This window comes from Haloarcula sp. MBLA0138 (assembly GCF_055632455.1).
Genome location: NZ_CM145746.1, coordinates 527,012 through 543,242 on the forward strand (window position 1 = coordinate 527,012; position 16,231 = coordinate 543,242).

The 16,231-nt window shown below is 68.8% G+C and carries 15 protein-coding genes and 1 tRNA gene; 9 read left to right on the forward strand and 7 right to left on the reverse strand.

Annotated elements, in window-relative coordinates:
* Positions 1-9: 9 nt before the first annotated feature.
* The gene (locus ACV7JO_RS02670; RefSeq protein WP_470354796.1) at positions 10-768 is read left to right on the forward strand and encodes a hypothetical protein; all 759 of its coding nucleotides are present in this window, start codon (positions 10-12) and stop codon (positions 766-768) included.
* Here ACV7JO_RS02670 and larC read toward each other — a convergent pair whose 3' ends face one another.
* Positions 769-2,094, reverse strand: coding sequence for a nickel pincer cofactor biosynthesis protein LarC (larC, locus tag ACV7JO_RS02675; protein WP_470354797.1), 1,326 nt, complete (start codon positions 2,092-2,094; stop codon positions 769-771).
* Between the two features lie 32 nt (positions 2,095-2,126).
* Positions 2,127-2,534 carry a universal stress protein gene (locus ACV7JO_RS02680; protein WP_470354798.1) on the reverse strand — a complete coding sequence of 136 codons (408 nt, stop codon included), beginning with the start codon at positions 2,532-2,534 and terminating at the stop codon, positions 2,127-2,129.
* Positions 2,535-2,766: 232 nt separating this feature from the next.
* On the opposite strand from ACV7JO_RS02680, the gene ACV7JO_RS02685 reads away from it, so the two are divergent.
* Positions 2,767-4,992, forward strand: coding sequence for a CDC48 family AAA ATPase (locus tag ACV7JO_RS02685; protein ID WP_470354799.1), 2,226 nt, complete (start codon positions 2,767-2,769; stop codon positions 4,990-4,992).
* 38 nt (positions 4,993-5,030) lie between these two features.
* Here the strand turns inward: ACV7JO_RS02685 and ACV7JO_RS02690 are convergent, their stop codons facing one another.
* Positions 5,031-5,294 carry a hypothetical protein gene (locus ACV7JO_RS02690; protein WP_470354800.1) on the reverse strand — a complete coding sequence of 88 codons (264 nt, stop codon included), beginning with the start codon at positions 5,292-5,294 and terminating at the stop codon, positions 5,031-5,033.
* 138 nt (positions 5,295-5,432) lie between these two features.
* Positions 5,433-6,575, reverse strand: a complete 1,143-nt coding sequence (locus ACV7JO_RS02695; RefSeq protein WP_470354801.1) for a CBS domain-containing protein — start codon at positions 6,573-6,575, stop codon at positions 5,433-5,435.
* Positions 6,576-6,683: 108 nt separating this feature from the next.
* Here ACV7JO_RS02695 and ACV7JO_RS02700 point away from each other — a divergent pair, with 108 nt between their 5' ends.
* A complete protein-coding gene (locus ACV7JO_RS02700; protein ID WP_470354802.1) occupies positions 6,684-6,995 on the forward strand; it encodes a lycopene cyclase domain-containing protein in 312 nt (103 codons plus the stop codon).
* A 187-nt stretch (positions 6,996-7,182) separates the two neighbouring features.
* Positions 7,183-7,674, forward strand: coding sequence for an HTH domain-containing protein (locus tag ACV7JO_RS02705; protein ID WP_470354803.1), 492 nt, complete (start codon positions 7,183-7,185; stop codon positions 7,672-7,674).
* 18 nt (positions 7,675-7,692) lie between these two features.
* Here the strand turns inward: ACV7JO_RS02705 and ACV7JO_RS02710 are convergent, their stop codons facing one another.
* Together ACV7JO_RS02710 and ACV7JO_RS02715 are read right to left on the reverse strand one after the other, a co-directional pair.
* Complete coding sequence (locus ACV7JO_RS02710) at positions 7,693-8,037, reverse strand: hypothetical protein (RefSeq protein ID WP_470354804.1); 345 nt, start codon at positions 8,035-8,037, stop codon at positions 7,693-7,695.
* Between the two features lie 183 nt (positions 8,038-8,220).
* A tRNA-Val gene (locus ACV7JO_RS02715) sits at positions 8,221-8,295 on the reverse strand.
* A gap of 185 nt (positions 8,296-8,480) precedes the next feature.
* Between ACV7JO_RS02715 and trpD the strand changes: the two genes are divergently transcribed.
* The 4 genes from trpD to trpG are packed head-to-tail and all read left to right on the forward strand — an operon-like array spanning position 8,481 to position 12,341.
* Positions 8,481-9,476, forward strand: coding sequence for an anthranilate phosphoribosyltransferase (trpD, locus tag ACV7JO_RS02720; protein WP_470355746.1), 996 nt, complete (start codon positions 8,481-8,483; stop codon positions 9,474-9,476).
* Positions 9,473-10,114: a phosphoribosylanthranilate isomerase gene (locus ACV7JO_RS02725; protein ID WP_470354805.1), complete on the forward strand. Its 642-nt coding sequence runs from the start codon at positions 9,473-9,475 to the stop codon at positions 10,112-10,114. Before trpD ends, ACV7JO_RS02725 begins: the two co-directional genes overlap by 4 nt.
* Complete coding sequence (gene trpE / locus ACV7JO_RS02730; protein ID WP_470354806.1) at positions 10,111-11,721, forward strand: anthranilate synthase component I; 1,611 nt, start codon at positions 10,111-10,113, stop codon at positions 11,719-11,721. The genes ACV7JO_RS02725 and trpE overlap by 4 nt, the downstream gene beginning before the upstream one ends.
* On the forward strand, positions 11,718-12,341 hold the full coding sequence (trpG, locus tag ACV7JO_RS02735) for an anthranilate synthase component II (RefSeq protein WP_470354807.1): 624 nt from the start codon (positions 11,718-11,720) through the stop codon (positions 12,339-12,341). The genes trpE and trpG overlap by 4 nt, the downstream gene beginning before the upstream one ends.
* 1 nt (position 12,342) lies before the next feature.
* Here trpG and ACV7JO_RS02740 read toward each other — a convergent pair whose 3' ends face one another.
* Positions 12,343-12,522, reverse strand: a complete 180-nt coding sequence (locus ACV7JO_RS02740) for a DUF8029 family protein (RefSeq protein WP_470354808.1) — start codon at positions 12,520-12,522, stop codon at positions 12,343-12,345.
* Between the two features lie 475 nt (positions 12,523-12,997).
* Between ACV7JO_RS02740 and ACV7JO_RS02745 the strand changes: the two genes are divergently transcribed.
* Positions 12,998-16,153 carry an adenosylcobalamin-dependent ribonucleoside-diphosphate reductase gene (locus tag ACV7JO_RS02745; RefSeq protein WP_470354809.1) on the forward strand — a complete coding sequence of 1,052 codons (3,156 nt, stop codon included), beginning with the start codon at positions 12,998-13,000 and terminating at the stop codon, positions 16,151-16,153.
* The last annotated feature ends 78 nt before the right edge of the window (positions 16,154-16,231 follow it).

The window sequence follows — 16,231 nt, forward strand, 5'->3', positions numbered from 1 at the left end:
GGGACGGCCGTGATAGTCGTCGCCACCGAGGACTTCGAGGTCTACCACGGCGTGGTCAACGAACTCCGGGACCGCGGCGTGGAGTTTACGACCATCGAACCGGGCGACCCGTGGCCCGACGACACGGCGGTCGCGGTCGTCGCGGCCGGCGAGCGCGTCGAGGTCCCCGACGGCGTCGACGTGGTGCGGGCCGACCCCGGCGAGTCGCGACGGACCGTCGAGGCGGTCGTGACGGCGCTCCGGGGTGCGGCAGGCCGGACCGTGGTCGGTATCGACCCCGGCGAGCGACCGGGAATCGCGGTCTGTCGCGGCGAGACGGTCACCGCGGCGTTTCAGGTGCCCGCGAGCGAGGTCCCCGCGGTCGTCCGCCGGGAGGTTGAGGACGCCGTGGAGCCGCTGGTCCGTATCGGCGACGGCGCGCGGCTGGTCGGTTCGCGCATCATCGACGAACTCGACGACGTGCCGGTCGAACTGGTCGACGAGACCGGGACAACGCCGTACCTCGGGAGCGGTGCCCGCGGGATGGGTGACGTGCTGGCCGCGGTCAACATCGCCCGACTGACCGGCGAGGAGATATCGGCCCGCTCCGTCGAGCCGACGGCCGGCGAGATACAGCGCATCAAGGACCGCTCGCGGGCCGAGAGCGACACCAACCGCGCCATCGACGAGGTGCTGGCCCGCCGGGTCGCACGCGGCGACCTCACCGTCGCGGAGGCGCTGGCCGAACACCGGGACGACGGCGACGCCGGCGGACCCGACGGGGGGTAGTCACTCCCGGACCGCGCGCTCGGCCCGGTCGAGGACCGTCCGCACCGGCAGGCCGGTCGCCTCGGCGACGGCGGCGGCGTCGTCGAACTCGGCGCTCACGTCGTACACCTCGCCGTCGGCGTCGCTGGCGACCTTCACGCCGACCTCGTGGGTCTCGCCGTCGACCGACAGCGCGACGGTCTCGAACTCGCGGTCGGCGACCCAGCGGTGGCCCGCGCCGTGTTCGCGCACGCCCAGCGTCCCGGTCTCGACGGCCAGCCGGCGGGCCACGCGCTCGGCGTCCGCGGGCCGGCAGATGACCTTCACGAGGTGGCCCGGCCGGGACTTCTTCATCGTCGCCGGGAGTATCGACACGTCGCGCGCGCCGGCGTCGGTCAGCGAGCGCTGGAGGTCGCCCAAAAGCTCCGGGGAGGCGTCGTCGAGGTTCGTCTCCAGAACCGTTATCTCGTCGCGCCGGAGGCGGCTCTCGCCCTCGCCGACGGTCGCCCGGAGGACGTTTGGCCGCTCGGGGAAGTCGTAGCCGCCAGCCCCGTAGCCCGACCTCTCGACCCCGAGCGCCGGCAGTCGGTCGACGCCCTCGGCGACGTGGGCGAGTATCGCCGCGCCCGTCGGCGTGAGCAGTTCCGCCTCGACCGGGCCGCCCCGAAGCGCCCAGTCGGCCCGTTCGGCGAGTTCGACGACCGCCGGCGTCGGGACGGGGTAGCGCCCGTGGCTCATCTCGACGCTCCCGCCGCCGGTCGAGACGGGCGTCACGACGACGCGGTCGACGCCGAGGTCCGCGAGCAGGAGACACGCGCCGACGATGTCGGCGATTGCGTCGTCGGCCCCGACCTCGTGGAAGTGCGTCCCGTCGAGGTCGGTGCCGTGGACCGACGCCTCGGCCTCCCCCAGCAGTTCGACGATAGCCAGCGTGTCGCGCTCGACGCCGGCCGGGAGCCCCATCTCCTCGATTATCTCGACCACCTCGTCGTAGCTCCGGGTCGGGCCGTGTCCCTCCGCGTGGACGTGGCCCTCGCCGTCGGAGTCGGCCGCGTGGTCGCCGTGGGCGTGGGCGTGCGTGTGGTCATCGGTTCGTTCGTGGTCGCGTTCGTCGGTGTGGTCGTGGCCGTGTCCGTCGTCCGCGTCGTCGGTCCCGTCGCCGTCGACGAGGACGTCGACGCGGGTCGCCTCGATGCCCCGCTCGTCGACCGTCGAGACGCGGTAGGACACGTCGAGGGCCGCTTCGACGGGGTCGAGCGCAGCGCTGTCGGCACCGGCCGCGAGCAGGGCACCGAGCAGCATGTCGCCGGCGGCACCCATCCGGCCGTCGAGTGCGAGCGTTCGCATGTCCACAGCGAGGCGACGGCGGTATAAAAGCGTCAGGAGCGTCGGACGACGTGCACGTCGTAGTTGTCCGACGCCGACAGCGGGACGACGACCTCCTCGGCCTCGCCGCTCCCGAGGACGACGACGGTCGCGTCCACGTCGCGGGCGGTCCCTCGGACCTCCGCCGAGAGGTCGCCGGCCGGATGGGCGCTCACGTCGTCGTAGCGCAGTTCGGAGTCGTCGGTCGCCTCCTCTATCTTCCGCCGGAGGTCGCTCGCGGCCGTCTCCGCGGCGAAGTCCTCCGTCGGGTCGACCCAGCGCCGGCGCTCGGCGTAGTCGGAGCCGGTCGGGACGTAGCTGACGGCGACGACATCGTCGTCGAGCGCGGCGGCGTACTCGACGGCGCGTTCGAGCGCGACCGCTGCGAGTTGGGACCCGTCGAACGGGACGAGAAAGACCATACCTCCGGTATCGGAGCCAGCCTTATCAAACACGGCGATGCCGGCAGGCGCTGTGACTACTCCGTCGGCGGAGTCGCTCCGGCCGACGGCGGCGGTCTCTGTCCCCAGCCACGCCGTCGCCGGATGGCGTGTGGTATCAGTTATCATATAAACCCGTCGGCGGGCGTCGCCACCGCCGGTAGCATAAAGCATATCTCCGGGGCTACCCGACTCCCTGTATCCACAGTTTACTATGAACGAAGTGCAACTGGAAGTGGCGAAGGCCTACCCCAACGACTCGGGGCGGGGCATCGCCCGTCTGGACCCCGACACGCTGTTGCATCTCAAGCTCTCGCCCGGCGACATCATCGAGATAGAGGGCAGCGACACGACGGCCGCGAAGGTGTGGCGCGCCGACCGGCAGGACTGGAACACCGACACCGTCCGCATCGACGGCTTCACCCGGCAAAACGCCGACGTCGGCATCGGCGAGCGCGTGACGATTCGGAAGGCCGAGGCCGAGAAGGCCGACAAGCTCGTCCTCGCGCCGCCCGAGGAGGCGTCGGTGCAGTTCGGCTCCGACGCCGCCGGCATGGTCAAGCGCCAGATTCTGAAACGGCCGGTCGTCGAGCGCGACATCGTCCCCGTGATGTCCTCGACGAACCACCCGTTCATGCGCTCGCCGGGACAGGCCATCCCGCTCATCGCCGTCGAGACCGAGCCCGAAGGCGTCTGTCTCATCACCGAGGACACCGAAGTCGAACTGCGCGAGGAGCCGATTTCGGGCTTCGAGAAGACCGGCGGCGGCATCACCTACGAGGACATCGGCGGGCTGCAAAACGAGATACAGCGGGTCCGGGAGATGGTCGAACTGCCGATGAAACACCCCCAGATATTCAAGAAGCTCGGCATCGAGCCGCCACAGGGGGTCCTGTTGCACGGCCCGCCGGGCACGGGCAAGACCCTGCTGGCGAAGGCCGTCGCCAACGAGACTTCGGCCAGCTTCTTCTCTATCGCCGGACCGGAGATTATCTCGAAGTACTACGGGGAGAGCGAGCAACAGCTCCGGGAGATATTCGAGGACGCCAGCGAGGAGTCGCCCTCCATCATCTTCATCGACGAACTCGACTCCATCGCGCCCAAGCGCGAGGACGTCACCGGCGAGGTCGAGCGCCGGGTCGTCGCCCAACTGCTGACGATGATGGACGGACTGGAATCCCGCGGGCAGGTCATCGTCATCGCCGCCACGAACCGGGTCGACTCGGTCGACCCCGCCTTGCGCCGCCCGGGCCGGTTCGACCGCGAGATCGAGATCGGCGTCCCCGACGAGGTGGGCCGCGAGGAGATACTCCAGATTCACACCCGCGGCATGCCGCTGTCGGACGACGTGAACCTCTCGAAGATGGCGACCGAGACCCACGGCTTCGTCGGGGCCGACATCGAGAGCCTGACCAAGGAGGCCGCGATGAAGGCGCTGCGGCGGTACCTCCCCGAGATAGACCTCGACGAGGAGGACATCCCGCCGAGCCTCATCGACCGCATGATAATCAAGCGCGAGGACTTCAAGGGCGCGCTCAACGAGGTCAGCCCCTCGGCGATGCGGGAGGTGCTGGTCGAGTTGCCGAAGATGTCGTGGGACAGCGTCGGCGGCCTCGATGACGCCAAAGAGCAGGTCCAAGAGGCCGTCGAGTGGCCGATGAACTCCCCGGAGAAGTTCGACCGGATGGGCGTGACCCCGCCCTCCGGCGTCCTGCTGTACGGCCCGCCCGGTACCGGGAAGACGCTGATGGCCAAGGCCGTCGCCAACGAGACCGACGCCAACTTCATCTCGGTGCGGGGGCCACAGCTACTCAGCAAGTGGGTCGGGGAAAGCGAGAAGGCCATCCGTCAGACCTTCCGGAAGGCCCGGCAGGTCGCGCCCACCGTCATCTTCTTCGACGAACTCGACTCGCTCGCGCCGGGTCGGGGCGGCGAGGTCGGCTCGAACGTCTCCGAGCGCGTCGTCAACCAACTGCTGACCGAACTCGACGGGTTAGAGGAGATGGAGGACGTGATGGTCATCGGCGCGACCAACCGGCCGGACATGATAGACCCTGCACTCATCCGCTCGGGTCGGTTCGACCGGTTGGTGATGGTCGGCGAACCGGACATCGAGGGCCGCGAGCAGATTCTGAAGATTCACACCGACGACACGCCGCTGGCCCCCGACGTGAGCCTGCGTGAACTCGCCGAGCGGTCGGACGGCTACGTCGGCAGCGACCTCGAATCCATCGCCCGCGAGGCCGCCATCGAGGCCCTGCGCGAGGACGACGACGCCGAGGACGTGGAGATGCGTCACTTCCGGCAGGCCATGGAGAGCGTCCGGCCGACCATCACCGACGACATCCGCGACTACTACCAGCAGATGGAAGAGGAGTTCAAGGGTGGGTCCAGCCCCCAGCGACAGGCCGGCAGCGGCGGCCGCATCGGCTTCCAGTAGCGTCGCACGGCCGTTTTTGCGCCTGTTTTCGCCCGCCGTCAGTCCCGTAGCGCTTCGGCTATCGTTTCGAGTTCGGCCTTCCGGAGAGGCCGGTCGGCGTCGTCGTCCAGTCCGTCCAGCGCCCGGCGGATGCCCGCGCGCATCTCGGCTTTCCCCGGCGGTCGGTCGGCGTCGACCTCGTGGCCGACGGCGTCGCAGATGGCCGCGAGCGCCTCCTTGGTGAACGCGGTGGACTCGACGCGCTCGTAGCGGTCGACGGCGACCCGTATCTCGTTTCGCAGGGCGTCGACGGTCGGTGACATGGGGGAGGCGACGGCCCGGGCGCTCCTGTAGGTTCCGGTCGGTACCAGCGACGGCGGCGAGCGACGCGGCCACCGGGAGCGCGCGGCGACGGGCGAAAAAACGGCAAGCGAACGGCGAGTCGGTCGAGCGGCGGGACGCTATAGCTCGCCGAGCTTCCGCAGGAGCTGGCCGCGGTACTCCTCGTCGGCCTGCACGCCCTTCAGTTCGAGGACGTTGCGCTCCAGTTTGTCGAGGGCGACGTTGAACGCCGTCTCGGCACCGTACCCCTCGCCGGAGCCGGCGGCTTGGCCCTTGTTGGTCCGCAGGCGTATCTGACACTGGATGAGGGGGGTCCCGCGGAGTTTCTCCTTGTGCTCGTGGAAGCGGACGTGGGCGTGCTGGACCTGCATCGCTTGGTACTTGTCCGCGACTGCCTCGATGTCGGTGCGGATGTCGGCCCGCGAGAGGGTGTTCAGCAGGGTGATGTTGGTTATCTGCACGTCCATGTGGTCCTCCTCGGTGAACGTCAGCGCCCGCAGCACGTCCGTCTTGGTGAGGATGCCGGCGACGAGCGAGTCGTCGTCGGCGGGCGTGACCACGAGTCCAGCGTAGTCGTGTTCGAGCATCCGGGCGACCGCGTCCTCGACGGACTCGTCGGGGGTGGTCGTCGCCACCGGGCTGTTCATCACGTCGTAGACCGGGAGGTCGAGTACCCGCTCGACCTCGCCGGCGCGGTCGCCCCGCGTGGCCTTGTTCATGTCCCGGACCACCACGTCGACGATGTCGTGGCGCGTCACCATCCCGGTCAGGGAGCCGGTGTCGTCGAGCACCGGGAGCCGGGAGACGCCGTTCTCCCGGAGGAGGTTGACGACCTGCCCGACGTTGTCGTCCTCGGCGACGGTGATGACGTCCTGCGTGTAGATGTCGGCGACGGTCAGTGCGTCGAGGTTCTCCAGTACCGCCGCCAGCAGGTCGTCCTCGGTGACGATGCCCCAGAGGTCGTCGCCCTCCTCGACGAGGCCGAGCTTGATGCCGCTCTCGACGAGGACGCGGGCGACCTCCCTGACGTCGTCGGTCCGCTCGACGGTGGGTGCCGAGCGGGTCATCGCCCCCGCTTTCGCGTTGTCCTCCACGTGGGACTGGACCAACTGCTTCTGCGTGATTACGCCGACGTAGTCACCGTCGTCCGTGACGATGATGCCCTTCGGGTTCTCGCGCTCGAAGATGGAGCGCACCTTCCCGAGACGCTCGTCGGCGTCGACTTCGACAAACTCCGTGGTGGCGATGTCAGCAATATCCATCGTTCCTCACACCCGGAGGTAGCACGTGAAGGGTTATCAAGGTTGGTTCCCTTCCCGCCGGACGGGAAGCGGACGAAGCTTTAGCCCGCCGGGGCCGTGGGGTGACGTATGCTGCCCGACATCGGCCTCTTCGGCCCCTACACGTACCTCGTGACGGAACTGTTCTGGGGGAGCGTCGCGCTCGCCCTCCTCTGGCGGGCCGACGCCCTCCGGTCGGCCGCCCGGACCATCGCCGTCCTCTACCCCGTCGCCTACCTCTGGGACTGGTACACTCTGACCGTCGGCGTCTTCGCCGTCCGACTGCGGACCGGCGTGGACGTTCTGGGCATCCCCGTCGAGGAGCACATATTCATCGTCGTCGTCCCCGCGCTCGTCGTCGGCATCCACGAGACGCTCCGCCAGCGGTTCGGGGACGTGTAACGTGTCACGGGCCCAATCCCCTCTCGGCCATCGAAACCGCCAGCGGACGAACCGAAAGCCGCCGGAACCAGTTCGGCCGTGTGGGGCGTTCTCGTCCCCGTTATTAGGAATATATACACTTGTGAAGGGATGCGTACTCTCCCCACAGAAGCTATTAGTGGATTCGGCGTCCTGATTCCTACCAGACATGAGCGAGGACGCCACCGAGCGCCACATCGAACTGTACGTCCGGTCGCTGCTCCCCGACGGGGCCCACGAGCGACAGGAAGCGGTCATCGACCAACTCGACCGTCTCGACCGCGAGGACGAAATCGAGGGGTTCAACGTCGTCGTCTGGGGCAAGCAGGTCGCCCGCGACTCCGACGCCGCCCACACCGAGGAGGGCCGCTACATCCTCAACCGCGTCGCCGAGTTCAAGCAGTGGGCGCTGTCGAACAACGTCTCGCTGGAGTCGTTCTACCAGACGACCGAGGTCGAGTCCGAGGTCAGTGACGGCTCCTACGAGGCGATGGTCCTGCCCGTGATGGGGCTTGCCGAGTACGAGGACGGGGAACTCGTCCACGTCGCGCCCTCGACGAAGGGCGACGTGGTCCACACCATCACCGACCGACTGGAGCGCCTCGAAGACGGCCTGCCGTCGGCCCTCGACGAGGAGCCGACCGGCGTCAGCGTGGTCTGAACGGGCGAAGCGCCGCCGTCAGTCTTCGGCCAGTCGCTCCGCGTAGGGGCCGACCGTCTCGACGCCGGTCAGTCCGTCGAGGACGGTCGCCGTGTCGACCGCGAGGTCGTAGGCCGGCCGTCCCTTCCCGGTGGCCGACTCCGTGCGCCCTTTCTCCAGCAGCCCCGTCTCGTGCAGCGTCCCCAGCGCCGAGATGACCTCCTGTCGTTCGACGCCGCCGAAGGGGTCCCGCGCGATGTCCGAGAGGTGTGCCTTGCCCGTCTGCGTGACGTCGTAGGAGTGGACCGGCGTCTCGCCGGCCTGTGCGAGCTCCACGACGGCCAGCAACACGAACTGCTCGAACGACCGCAGTTGGTCAACCATACCGGGTACTGCGGTGGACGGCGCAAGAAGGTACTGGAACGTGGTGACTGAGTGACTGGTACGGCGTGGATAGACCGGACCTCGCCCGCAACGACTCGGAAGCGGGGACACCGCTCGCGTCTGCGACTCGCCGTGAAGCACCCGTGGCTACCGGGCAAACGTATGAGAGACGTAATAAGGGAGTGGGTTCGGGCGGATTTGAACCGCCGGCCTCCTCCATGTCAAGGAGGTGTCATAACCGACCTAGACCACGAACCCGCACTGCCTCGTGCATCTCTCTGTTGCCCGGGGGTACAATTGAAGGTTTCGAATTCGGACCCGCGCGTCGTCTGTTGGTTCGGGGCACACCGGAACCGGTCACGAGTAACGGGCCGACCCCGACAGGCTTAAGTCGGTGTACGGATTTGTACATCACAACACGAAAGAGTCCATTGGTGACTACAATGCAGGAGTACATCGAACGCGTCACGGACGGCGAGGACCTGACACAGGACGAGGCCCGCGAGGTCGCGGCGCTCGTCTTCGAGGAAGCGACCGAAGCCCAGATCGGGGCGCTGCTGACGGCGCTCCGGGCGAAAGGCGAGACGGAGGCCGAGATAGCCGGCTTCGCGCTCGGGATGCGGGACGCGGCCCGGACCATCAGCCCCCAGCGGGAGACGCTGGTCGACACCTGCGGCACGGGCGGGGACGACTACGACACCATCAACGTCTCGACGACCAGTGCCATCGTCGCCGCGGGCGCGGGCGTCCCCGTCGCCAAGCACGGCAACTACTCGGTGTCGTCGCCGTCGGGCAGCGCCGACGTGTTGGAGGTCGCGGGCGTCGACGTCGAGGCCGAACCCCCGGCCGTCGAGTCGACCATCGAGGAGGAGGGCATCGGCTTCATGCTCGCGCCGGTCTTCCACCCCGCGATGAAGGCCGTCATCGGCCCGCGTCAGGAGTTGGGGATACGGACGGTGTTCAACATCCTCGGGCCGCTGACCAACCCCGCCGACGCCGACGCGCAGGTGCTTGGCGTCTACGACCCCGACCTCGTGCCGGTGCTGGCCGAGGCGCTGGCGCGACTCGACGTCGAGCGTGCGATGGTGGTCCACGGCGACGGACTGGACGAGATCGGCGTCCACGGCCCGACGACGGTCGCCGAGGTCGACGGGGACTCCATCTCGGAGTACACGCTCCACCCCGAGGACATCGGGCTGGAGACCGCCGACATCGACGCCGTCGCCGGCGGCACGCCCGAGGAGAACGCCGAGGACCTGCGCGGTATCGTCGCCGGCCGGGTCGACGGCGCGAAGCGGGACATCATCCTCGCGAACGCGGGCGCGGCCATCTACGTCGCCGGCGTCGCCGAGAGCCACGCCGACGGGGTCGAACTCGCCCGCGAGGCCATCGAATCCGGCGACGCGGCAGCGAAGCTGGAGGACTTGGTCGCGGCATGACGCGCGTGAAGGTCTGTGGCGTAACGACGGCCGACGACCGCGACGCCGTCGTCGCGGCCGGGGCCGACGCCGTCGGGTTCGTCCACGGCGTCCCGGTCGACACCCCTCGCGAGGTCGACGCCGACACGGCGGCCGCGCTCGCGGAGGGCGTCCCGCCGTTCGTGACGAGCGTGCTGGTGACGATGCCGACCACCGTCGAGGAGGCGGTGACCCGCGTCGAGGCCGTCGAACCCGACGCCGTGCAGGTCCACGCCGGGCTCTCGCCGGCGGAACTGGGCGCGCTCGACCGCCGGCTCTCACAGCGGGTCGTCGCCGCCGTCGACCCGACGGCCGCGGACCTCGCCGCCTACGCCGACCGCGCCGATGCCCTGCTCGTGGACTCCGTCGACGAGGCCGGCGCGGGCGGCACCGGCGAGACACACGACTGGGAGCGGACCCGCGAACTGGTCGCGGCGCTCGACACGCCGGTCGTCCTCGCCGGCGGGCTGACCCCCGGGAACGTCGCCGACGCCGTGGCGACCGTCGACCCCTACGCCGTGGACGTAGCCAGCGGGGTCGAGGCGGGGCCGGGCCGGAAGGACCGCGACGCAGTCGAGCGGTTCGTCGCCGCGGCGACCGGTCGGGAGGCGGCGGCGTGACCCTCGACCTCTCCCGCGAGGCGTTCGCCGAGCACGCCGACGCCGACCGGCCGGTGGTCGTCCGCGCCGCGGCCGAACTCGACGTGGACGTGGACCCGCTGACGGCCTACGCCGCGCTGTCCGGGCGGACCGGCGGCGACGCCGAGAGCGACTACACGTTCCTCCTAGAGAGCGCCGAGAAGGTCGCCTCCAGCGACCCCGACGGGGCGTTCGCGCCCGAGACCGACGACCGCCACGCGCGCTTCTCCTTCGTCGGCTACGACCCGCGGGCCGTCGTCACCGTCGACGGGGCCGACGCCTCGGTCGAGGCGTTCGACGAGCGCTACGCCGACCTCGTGACGACCGACGGCGGCGACGTACTCGACGACCTGCGGGCGGCGATGCCCGACGCGGAACTGCGGAACTTCCCCGCGATGGACCGCCAGCACCTCGAAGGCGGGCTCGTGGGCTTCCTCTCCTACGACGCCGTCTACGACCTCTGGCTCGACGAGGTGGGGCTAGACGCCCCGGACTCGCGGTTCCCCGACGCCCAGTTCGTGCTCACGACGGCGACGGTCCGGTTCGACCACGTCGAGGACCGCGTCGAACTCGTGTTCACGCCCGTCGTCCGGGCCGACGAGGACGCGGGCGAGCGCTACGACGCCCTCCGCGCGGAGGCCGAGCGCGTCGAGGACGCCCTGACCGACCTCGACCCGCTCGCAACCGGCGGCTTCGGCCGCGAGGCCGAGGTGGCCGGCCCCAGAGACGAGTACGAGGCCGCCGTTTCCCGCGCCAAGGAGTACGTCCTCTCGGGGGACATCTATCAGGGCGTCGTCTCCCGGACCCGCGAACTGTACGGCGACATCGACCCGCTGGGGCTGTACGAGGCCCTGCGGGCGGTCAACCCCTCGCCGTACATGTACCTGCTGGGCTACGACGACCTGACCATCGTCGGCGCGAGCCCCGAGACGCTGGTGTCGGTGGCCGGCGACCGCGTCGTCTCGAACCCCATCGCGGGCACCTGCCCGCGGGGCAACTCACCGGTCGAGGACCGACGCCTCGCCGGCGAGATGCTCGCCGACGGGAAGGAACGCGCCGAGCACACGATGCTCGTCGACCTCGCGCGCAACGACGTGCGCCGGGTCGCCGAACCGGGCAGCGTCCGCGTCGAGGAGTTCATGAACGTCCTGAAGTACAGCCACGTCCAGCACATCGAGTCGACCGTGACGGGAACGCTCGCGGCCGACGCGGACGCCTTCGACGCGGCGCGGGCGACGTTCCCCGCCGGGACGCTCTCGGGCGCGCCCAAGATTCGGGCCATGGAGATAATCGACGAACTCGAACGCGCGCCCAGAGGCCCCTACGGCGGCGGCGTCGGCTACTTCGATTGGGACGGCGACACCGACTTCGCCATCGTCATCCGCTCGGCGACGGTCGAGGGCGACGCGCCCCTGCCCGACGGCTCAGGCACCGCCGACCGCGTCACCGTGCAGGCCGGCGCGGGCATCGTCGCCGACTCGGACCCGGCAAGCGAGTACGAGGAGACCGAGCAGAAGATGGACGGCGTCCTGACGGCCGTCGAGCGCATCGAGCGCGACCCGGCCGCGACGACGGAGGGCGAGCGGTGAGCGTCCCCCAGCCCGCCGGCTCCGAGGTCGTCGCGGACGACCTGCAGGTGCTGTTCGTCGACAACTTCGACTCCTTCACCTACAACCTCGTCGAGTACGTCTCCGAGCACGCCGACACGGAGGTGCTGCGAAACACCGCCTCGCTGGCGGACGTGCGCGCCGTCGACCCCGACGCCATCGTCATCTCTCCCGGCCCGGGCCACCCGAAGAACCGCCGCGACGTGGGCGTGACGATGGACGTGCTTCGGGAGGTCAGCCCCGAGGTGCCGACGCTTGGGGTCTGTCTCGGCTTGGAGGCGGCGGTGTACGCCTACGGCGGCACCGTCGGCCGCGCACCCGCCCCCATCCACGGGAAGGCCTTCCCCATCGACCACGACGGCGAGGGCGTCTTCCGCGGCCTCGAACAGGGGTTTCAGGGCGGGCGCTACCACTCGCTGATAGCCAGCGACGTGCCCGACGGCTTCGACGTGACGGCGACGACGACGACCGACGACGGGACCGAACTGGTGATGGGCGTCCGCCACCGCGACTACCCCATCGAGGCCGTCCAGTTCCACCCCGAGTCGGTGCTGACGGCCGTCGGTCACGACATCGTCCGGAACTTCCTCGGCGGCGTCTGACCTACAGGACTTGGATGCCCAGCACCCACAGCACCGTCACGACGACGATGCCGATGAGCACGAGTCGCCACGCGAACTTCATCACGAACCGGCCGACCAGCAGGACCACCGCGACCGCGAGGAGACCGAGCAGTAGCGCCGGCGGCGACCCGAGCGAGCCGAGTTGCAACAGGGAGAGCATACCCGTGCCAACGCGGGACTGACACATATATCTCGTGGCTGTCCGACACGCCCGCTTCAGCGACACCGCGCCGACAGTTCCCGAGCGGCCGACGACGCGAGTGCGGCCCCAGCGACGGGGCCGACCGGGGCGAATCTCCAGTCGAAACCCCCGACTGTTTCCACTGCGTGTCGCGTCGCTGTCTGTTGGTCGGTCGGGTCCCGGTTCCACTTTCACTGCGGTCTGGTCAGGGTTAAGTCGGCACCGCCGTTGCTAGTTGTCGTACACGACCACCACGCTCGTGTTGCCGAAAAGACAAGAAAAACCATCCCAGCCGCGCCTCCGTAACGGTAATTTGAATTACACGAACCGAGGAAGGCAAGGGTTATACGACATCCGCGAATACCTATTCGCCGTCACAAATGACAGGAATCCGGTCGACTTTCGAGAGGGGTATCGCCCGGCAGACGGACGCTGCCGGCGGGAGGACTGACGTATGAGCGACGCGGAGCTGTCCGCCGACGAACTCACCCTCCCCATCAAGCGAACCGACGGGGACACTATCGAGGAACGCCTGACAGGTAACGCGTACCACAACATTCTCCCGGCCCGCTACCTCCGGAAAGACGCCGACGGGGAACTCGTCGAGCAACAGGAGGACCTCTTCGACCGGGTCGCCGAGAACATCGCGCTGGCCGAGGCCGTCTTCGAGTCCGAGAAACGCGGCATCGACGTGACGGTCACGCCCGACCAGCTCAAGCCCGACCACCCGCGCCGGGACGAACTCGCCGCCGAGGTGTTCGGCACGGGGACCACCGCCGACGACGACGCCGAGACGACGCTGTCGGTGTACAACGTCAACAAGTTCGCCTACGAGACCGTCGTGCCCGAGCTTCCGACCGAGATTCGGGACCACGTCGAGGTCATCGCCGACGCCTTCCGGGAGCAGATGACCCAACTCTCCTTCATGCCCAACTCCCCGACGCTGATGAACGCTGGGGACGAACTCCAGCAGCTCTCGGCCTGCTTCGTCGACTCGCCGGGCGACGACATCGACGACATCCACCAGACCGCCAAGGAGGCCGCGCAGGTGTTCCAGTCCGGCGGCGGCATGGGCTACGCGTTCTGGAAGCTCCGCCCGTACGGCGACCCGGTCGGCTCGACCGGCGGCATCGCCTCCGGTCCCATCACGTTCATGCGCACGTACGACCAGATGTGCGAGACCATCGCGCAGGGCGGGGCCCGCCGCGGCGCACAGATGGGCGTCATGCGCGTCTCCCACCCCGACGTCATCCAGTTCATCCACGCCAAGAACAAGGACGTCTCGCTGGCCGAGACGCTGCGGCTGAACGACCCCGACGACTTCACGCACAACTCCTTCGCCGATGCCTTAGAGGAGGCCCGCGGACTCATCGACGACGAGGGGAAGGTCCCCAAGCACCTCCGCAACGCCGTCGAGGGGCACCTCTCGAACTTCAACATCTCGGTGGGCATCACCGACGACTTCATGGACGCGCTCCAGAGCGGCGAGGAGTTCACGTTCACGAACCCGCGGACCGACGAGCCCCACGTCGCCACCGAGCAGACCGTGGAGCTCTACGAGATGTTCGACCTCGGCGAGTACGTCGAGGCCGGCGAAGTGCTCTCGATTCCCGCCGAGAAGCTCTGGGAGCGTATCGTCGCGGGCGCTCACGAGAACGGCGAACCCGGCGTCATCTATCTGGAGCGGGTCAACAAGGAACACTCCTTCGACGTGGAGAAACACCCCGACCACCGCATCCTCGCCACCAACCCCTGTGGCGAGCAGCCCCTCGAGGAGTACGAGGCCTGCAACCTCGGGCACATCAACCTCTCGACGCTGGCGGCCGAGGACGCCCCCGACTGGCGCGTCTGGGCCGACCGCCACGCTGAGGACTACGCCTCCGACGCCGAAGCCGTCGAGGCGTTCCTGCAGGACGCCATCGACTGGGACGAGTTCGACCGCCGCATCGAACTCGGCACCCGGTTCCTCGAGAACGTCGTCACGATGTCGGACTTCCCGGTCGAGGAAATCGAGCGGAAGGTCCGGGAGATGCGCAAAATCGGGCTGGGCATCATGGGGCTGGCGCAGCTGTACATCCAGCTGGGCGTCGCCTACGGCTCGGACGAGGCCAACGAGATCGCCCGGCAGGTCATGCGCTACATCAACCACGAGTCCAAGTGGACCTCCCACGAACTCGCTACGGAGCGGGGCACCTTCGACGAGTGGGACAACTCCAAGTACGCGAACCCCACCGAGTACCGCGAGTGGTTCGAGAAACAGACCGGGCTCGACGCCGACGAGTGGGCCGACGGCTTCGCCGTCCGCAACCACAACACCACGACCATCGCCCCGACCGGCACCACGTCGATGGTCGGCAACACCACCGGCGGCTGTGAGCCCATCTACAACGTCGCCTACTACAAGAACGTCTCCGACGACGTGCAGGGCGACGAGATGCTGGTGGAGTTCGACGACTACTTCCTCCGCGTGCTGGAGGACAACGACATCGACGTCGAGGCGGTCAAACAGGAGGCCCAAGAGCAGATGGCGAACAACGCCTTCGACGGCGTCGAGGGGCTGTCGACGGTGCCCGACGCCATCGGCGAACTGTTCGTCACGACCGGCGACCTCTCGGCGAAGGACCACGCCGGCGTGCAGGTCGCCTGTCAGGAGGGCGTCGACTCCGCCATCTCGAAGACGGTCAACGCCCCCAACGACTCCACGCTCGAGGACGCCGCCGAGGTGTTCGAGTACATCTACGACCACGGCGGCAAGGGCGTCACCTACTACCGCGACGGCACCCGCTCGAAGCAGGTGCTGACCACGCGCGCCCAGAACACGGAGTTCGCCGACATGGACGCCGAGGAAATCGTCGCCCAGATAGAGGAGGTCTTCGGCGGCATCGACGGCTTCCTCGACGACGAGAACGTCCAAGCCGCCCTCGACGAGTCCGTCGAGGCGGTGCTGGAGATCGCCGACGGCGAGGCGGACAACGAGTTCGCCGAGAAGCAGTCCCGGCCGGACGTGCTCCACGGCGTCACCCAGCGCATCGACACCGGCTACGGGAAGCTCTACGTCAACATCAACGAGGACCCCGAGGCCGAGCGGCCCTTCGAGCTGTTCGCCAACATCGGCAACAGCGGCGGGTTCACGGCCTCCTTCACGGAGGCGCTGGCCAAGACCATCTCGACCGCGCTGCGCTCGGGCGTCGACCCGCGCGAGATAGCCGACGAACTGCAGGGCATCCGGTCGCCGAAGGTCGCGTGGGACAAGGGCGAGCAGATACAGTCCATCCCCGACGCCATCGGCACCGCCCTGCGCCGCTACCTCGACGGCGAGGTCGACAAGGCCTACCCGCAGCAGGCCACCCTCGAAGAGACCGCCGAGGACGACGAACGGGGCGTCGACCCCGCGACCCAGACCGACGGCGGGCCGGGCGCGACGACGGCTCCGTCCGCCGACGACGCCGGCGTCGGGGCGACGCGGGCCGACGCGGACGCCGGCGCGAGCGACCAGCAGGACATCATCGACGCCGGCGAGAGCCCGGAGTGTCCGGACTGTGGCTCGCTGTCGCTGTACTACTCGGAGGGGTGTAAGACCTGCGAGTCCTGTGGTTGGTCCGAGTGCTGACCGGCCGCAGTAGGAGCGTGTGACACGCGGAGCCGACGCCGCTTTTCCCCGCTCTCCCCTCTCTGTTCGCCGCGACGA

Coding starts and splice junctions, on each gene's coding strand:
- ACV7JO_RS02695 (WP_470354801.1), bottom strand. CDS start 6,575: ATGGATATTGCTGACATCGCCACCACGGAGTTTGTCGAAGTCGACGCC.
- ACV7JO_RS02725 (WP_470354805.1), top strand. CDS start 9,473: ATGACGCGCGTGAAGGTCTGTGGCGTAACGACGGCCGACGACCGCGAC.
- ACV7JO_RS02690 (WP_470354800.1), bottom strand. CDS start 5,294: ATGTCACCGACCGTCGACGCCCTGCGAAACGAGATACGGGTCGCCGTC.
- ACV7JO_RS02740 (WP_470354808.1), bottom strand. CDS start 12,522: ATGCTCTCCCTGTTGCAACTCGGCTCGCTCGGGTCGCCGCCGGCGCTA.
- trpD (WP_470355746.1), top strand. CDS start 8,481: ATGCAGGAGTACATCGAACGCGTCACGGACGGCGAGGACCTGACACAG.
- ACV7JO_RS02705 (WP_470354803.1), top strand. CDS start 7,183: ATGAGCGAGGACGCCACCGAGCGCCACATCGAACTGTACGTCCGGTCG.
- ACV7JO_RS02685 (WP_470354799.1), top strand. CDS start 2,767: ATGAACGAAGTGCAACTGGAAGTGGCGAAGGCCTACCCCAACGACTCG.
- ACV7JO_RS02745 (WP_470354809.1), top strand. CDS start 12,998: ATGAGCGACGCGGAGCTGTCCGCCGACGAACTCACCCTCCCCATCAAG.
- ACV7JO_RS02710 (WP_470354804.1), bottom strand. CDS start 8,037: ATGGTTGACCAACTGCGGTCGTTCGAGCAGTTCGTGTTGCTGGCCGTC.
- larC (WP_470354797.1), bottom strand. CDS start 2,094: ATGCGAACGCTCGCACTCGACGGCCGGATGGGTGCCGCCGGCGACATG.
- ACV7JO_RS02680 (WP_470354798.1), bottom strand. CDS start 2,534: ATGGTCTTTCTCGTCCCGTTCGACGGGTCCCAACTCGCAGCGGTCGCG.
- ACV7JO_RS02700 (WP_470354802.1), top strand. CDS start 6,684: ATGCTGCCCGACATCGGCCTCTTCGGCCCCTACACGTACCTCGTGACG.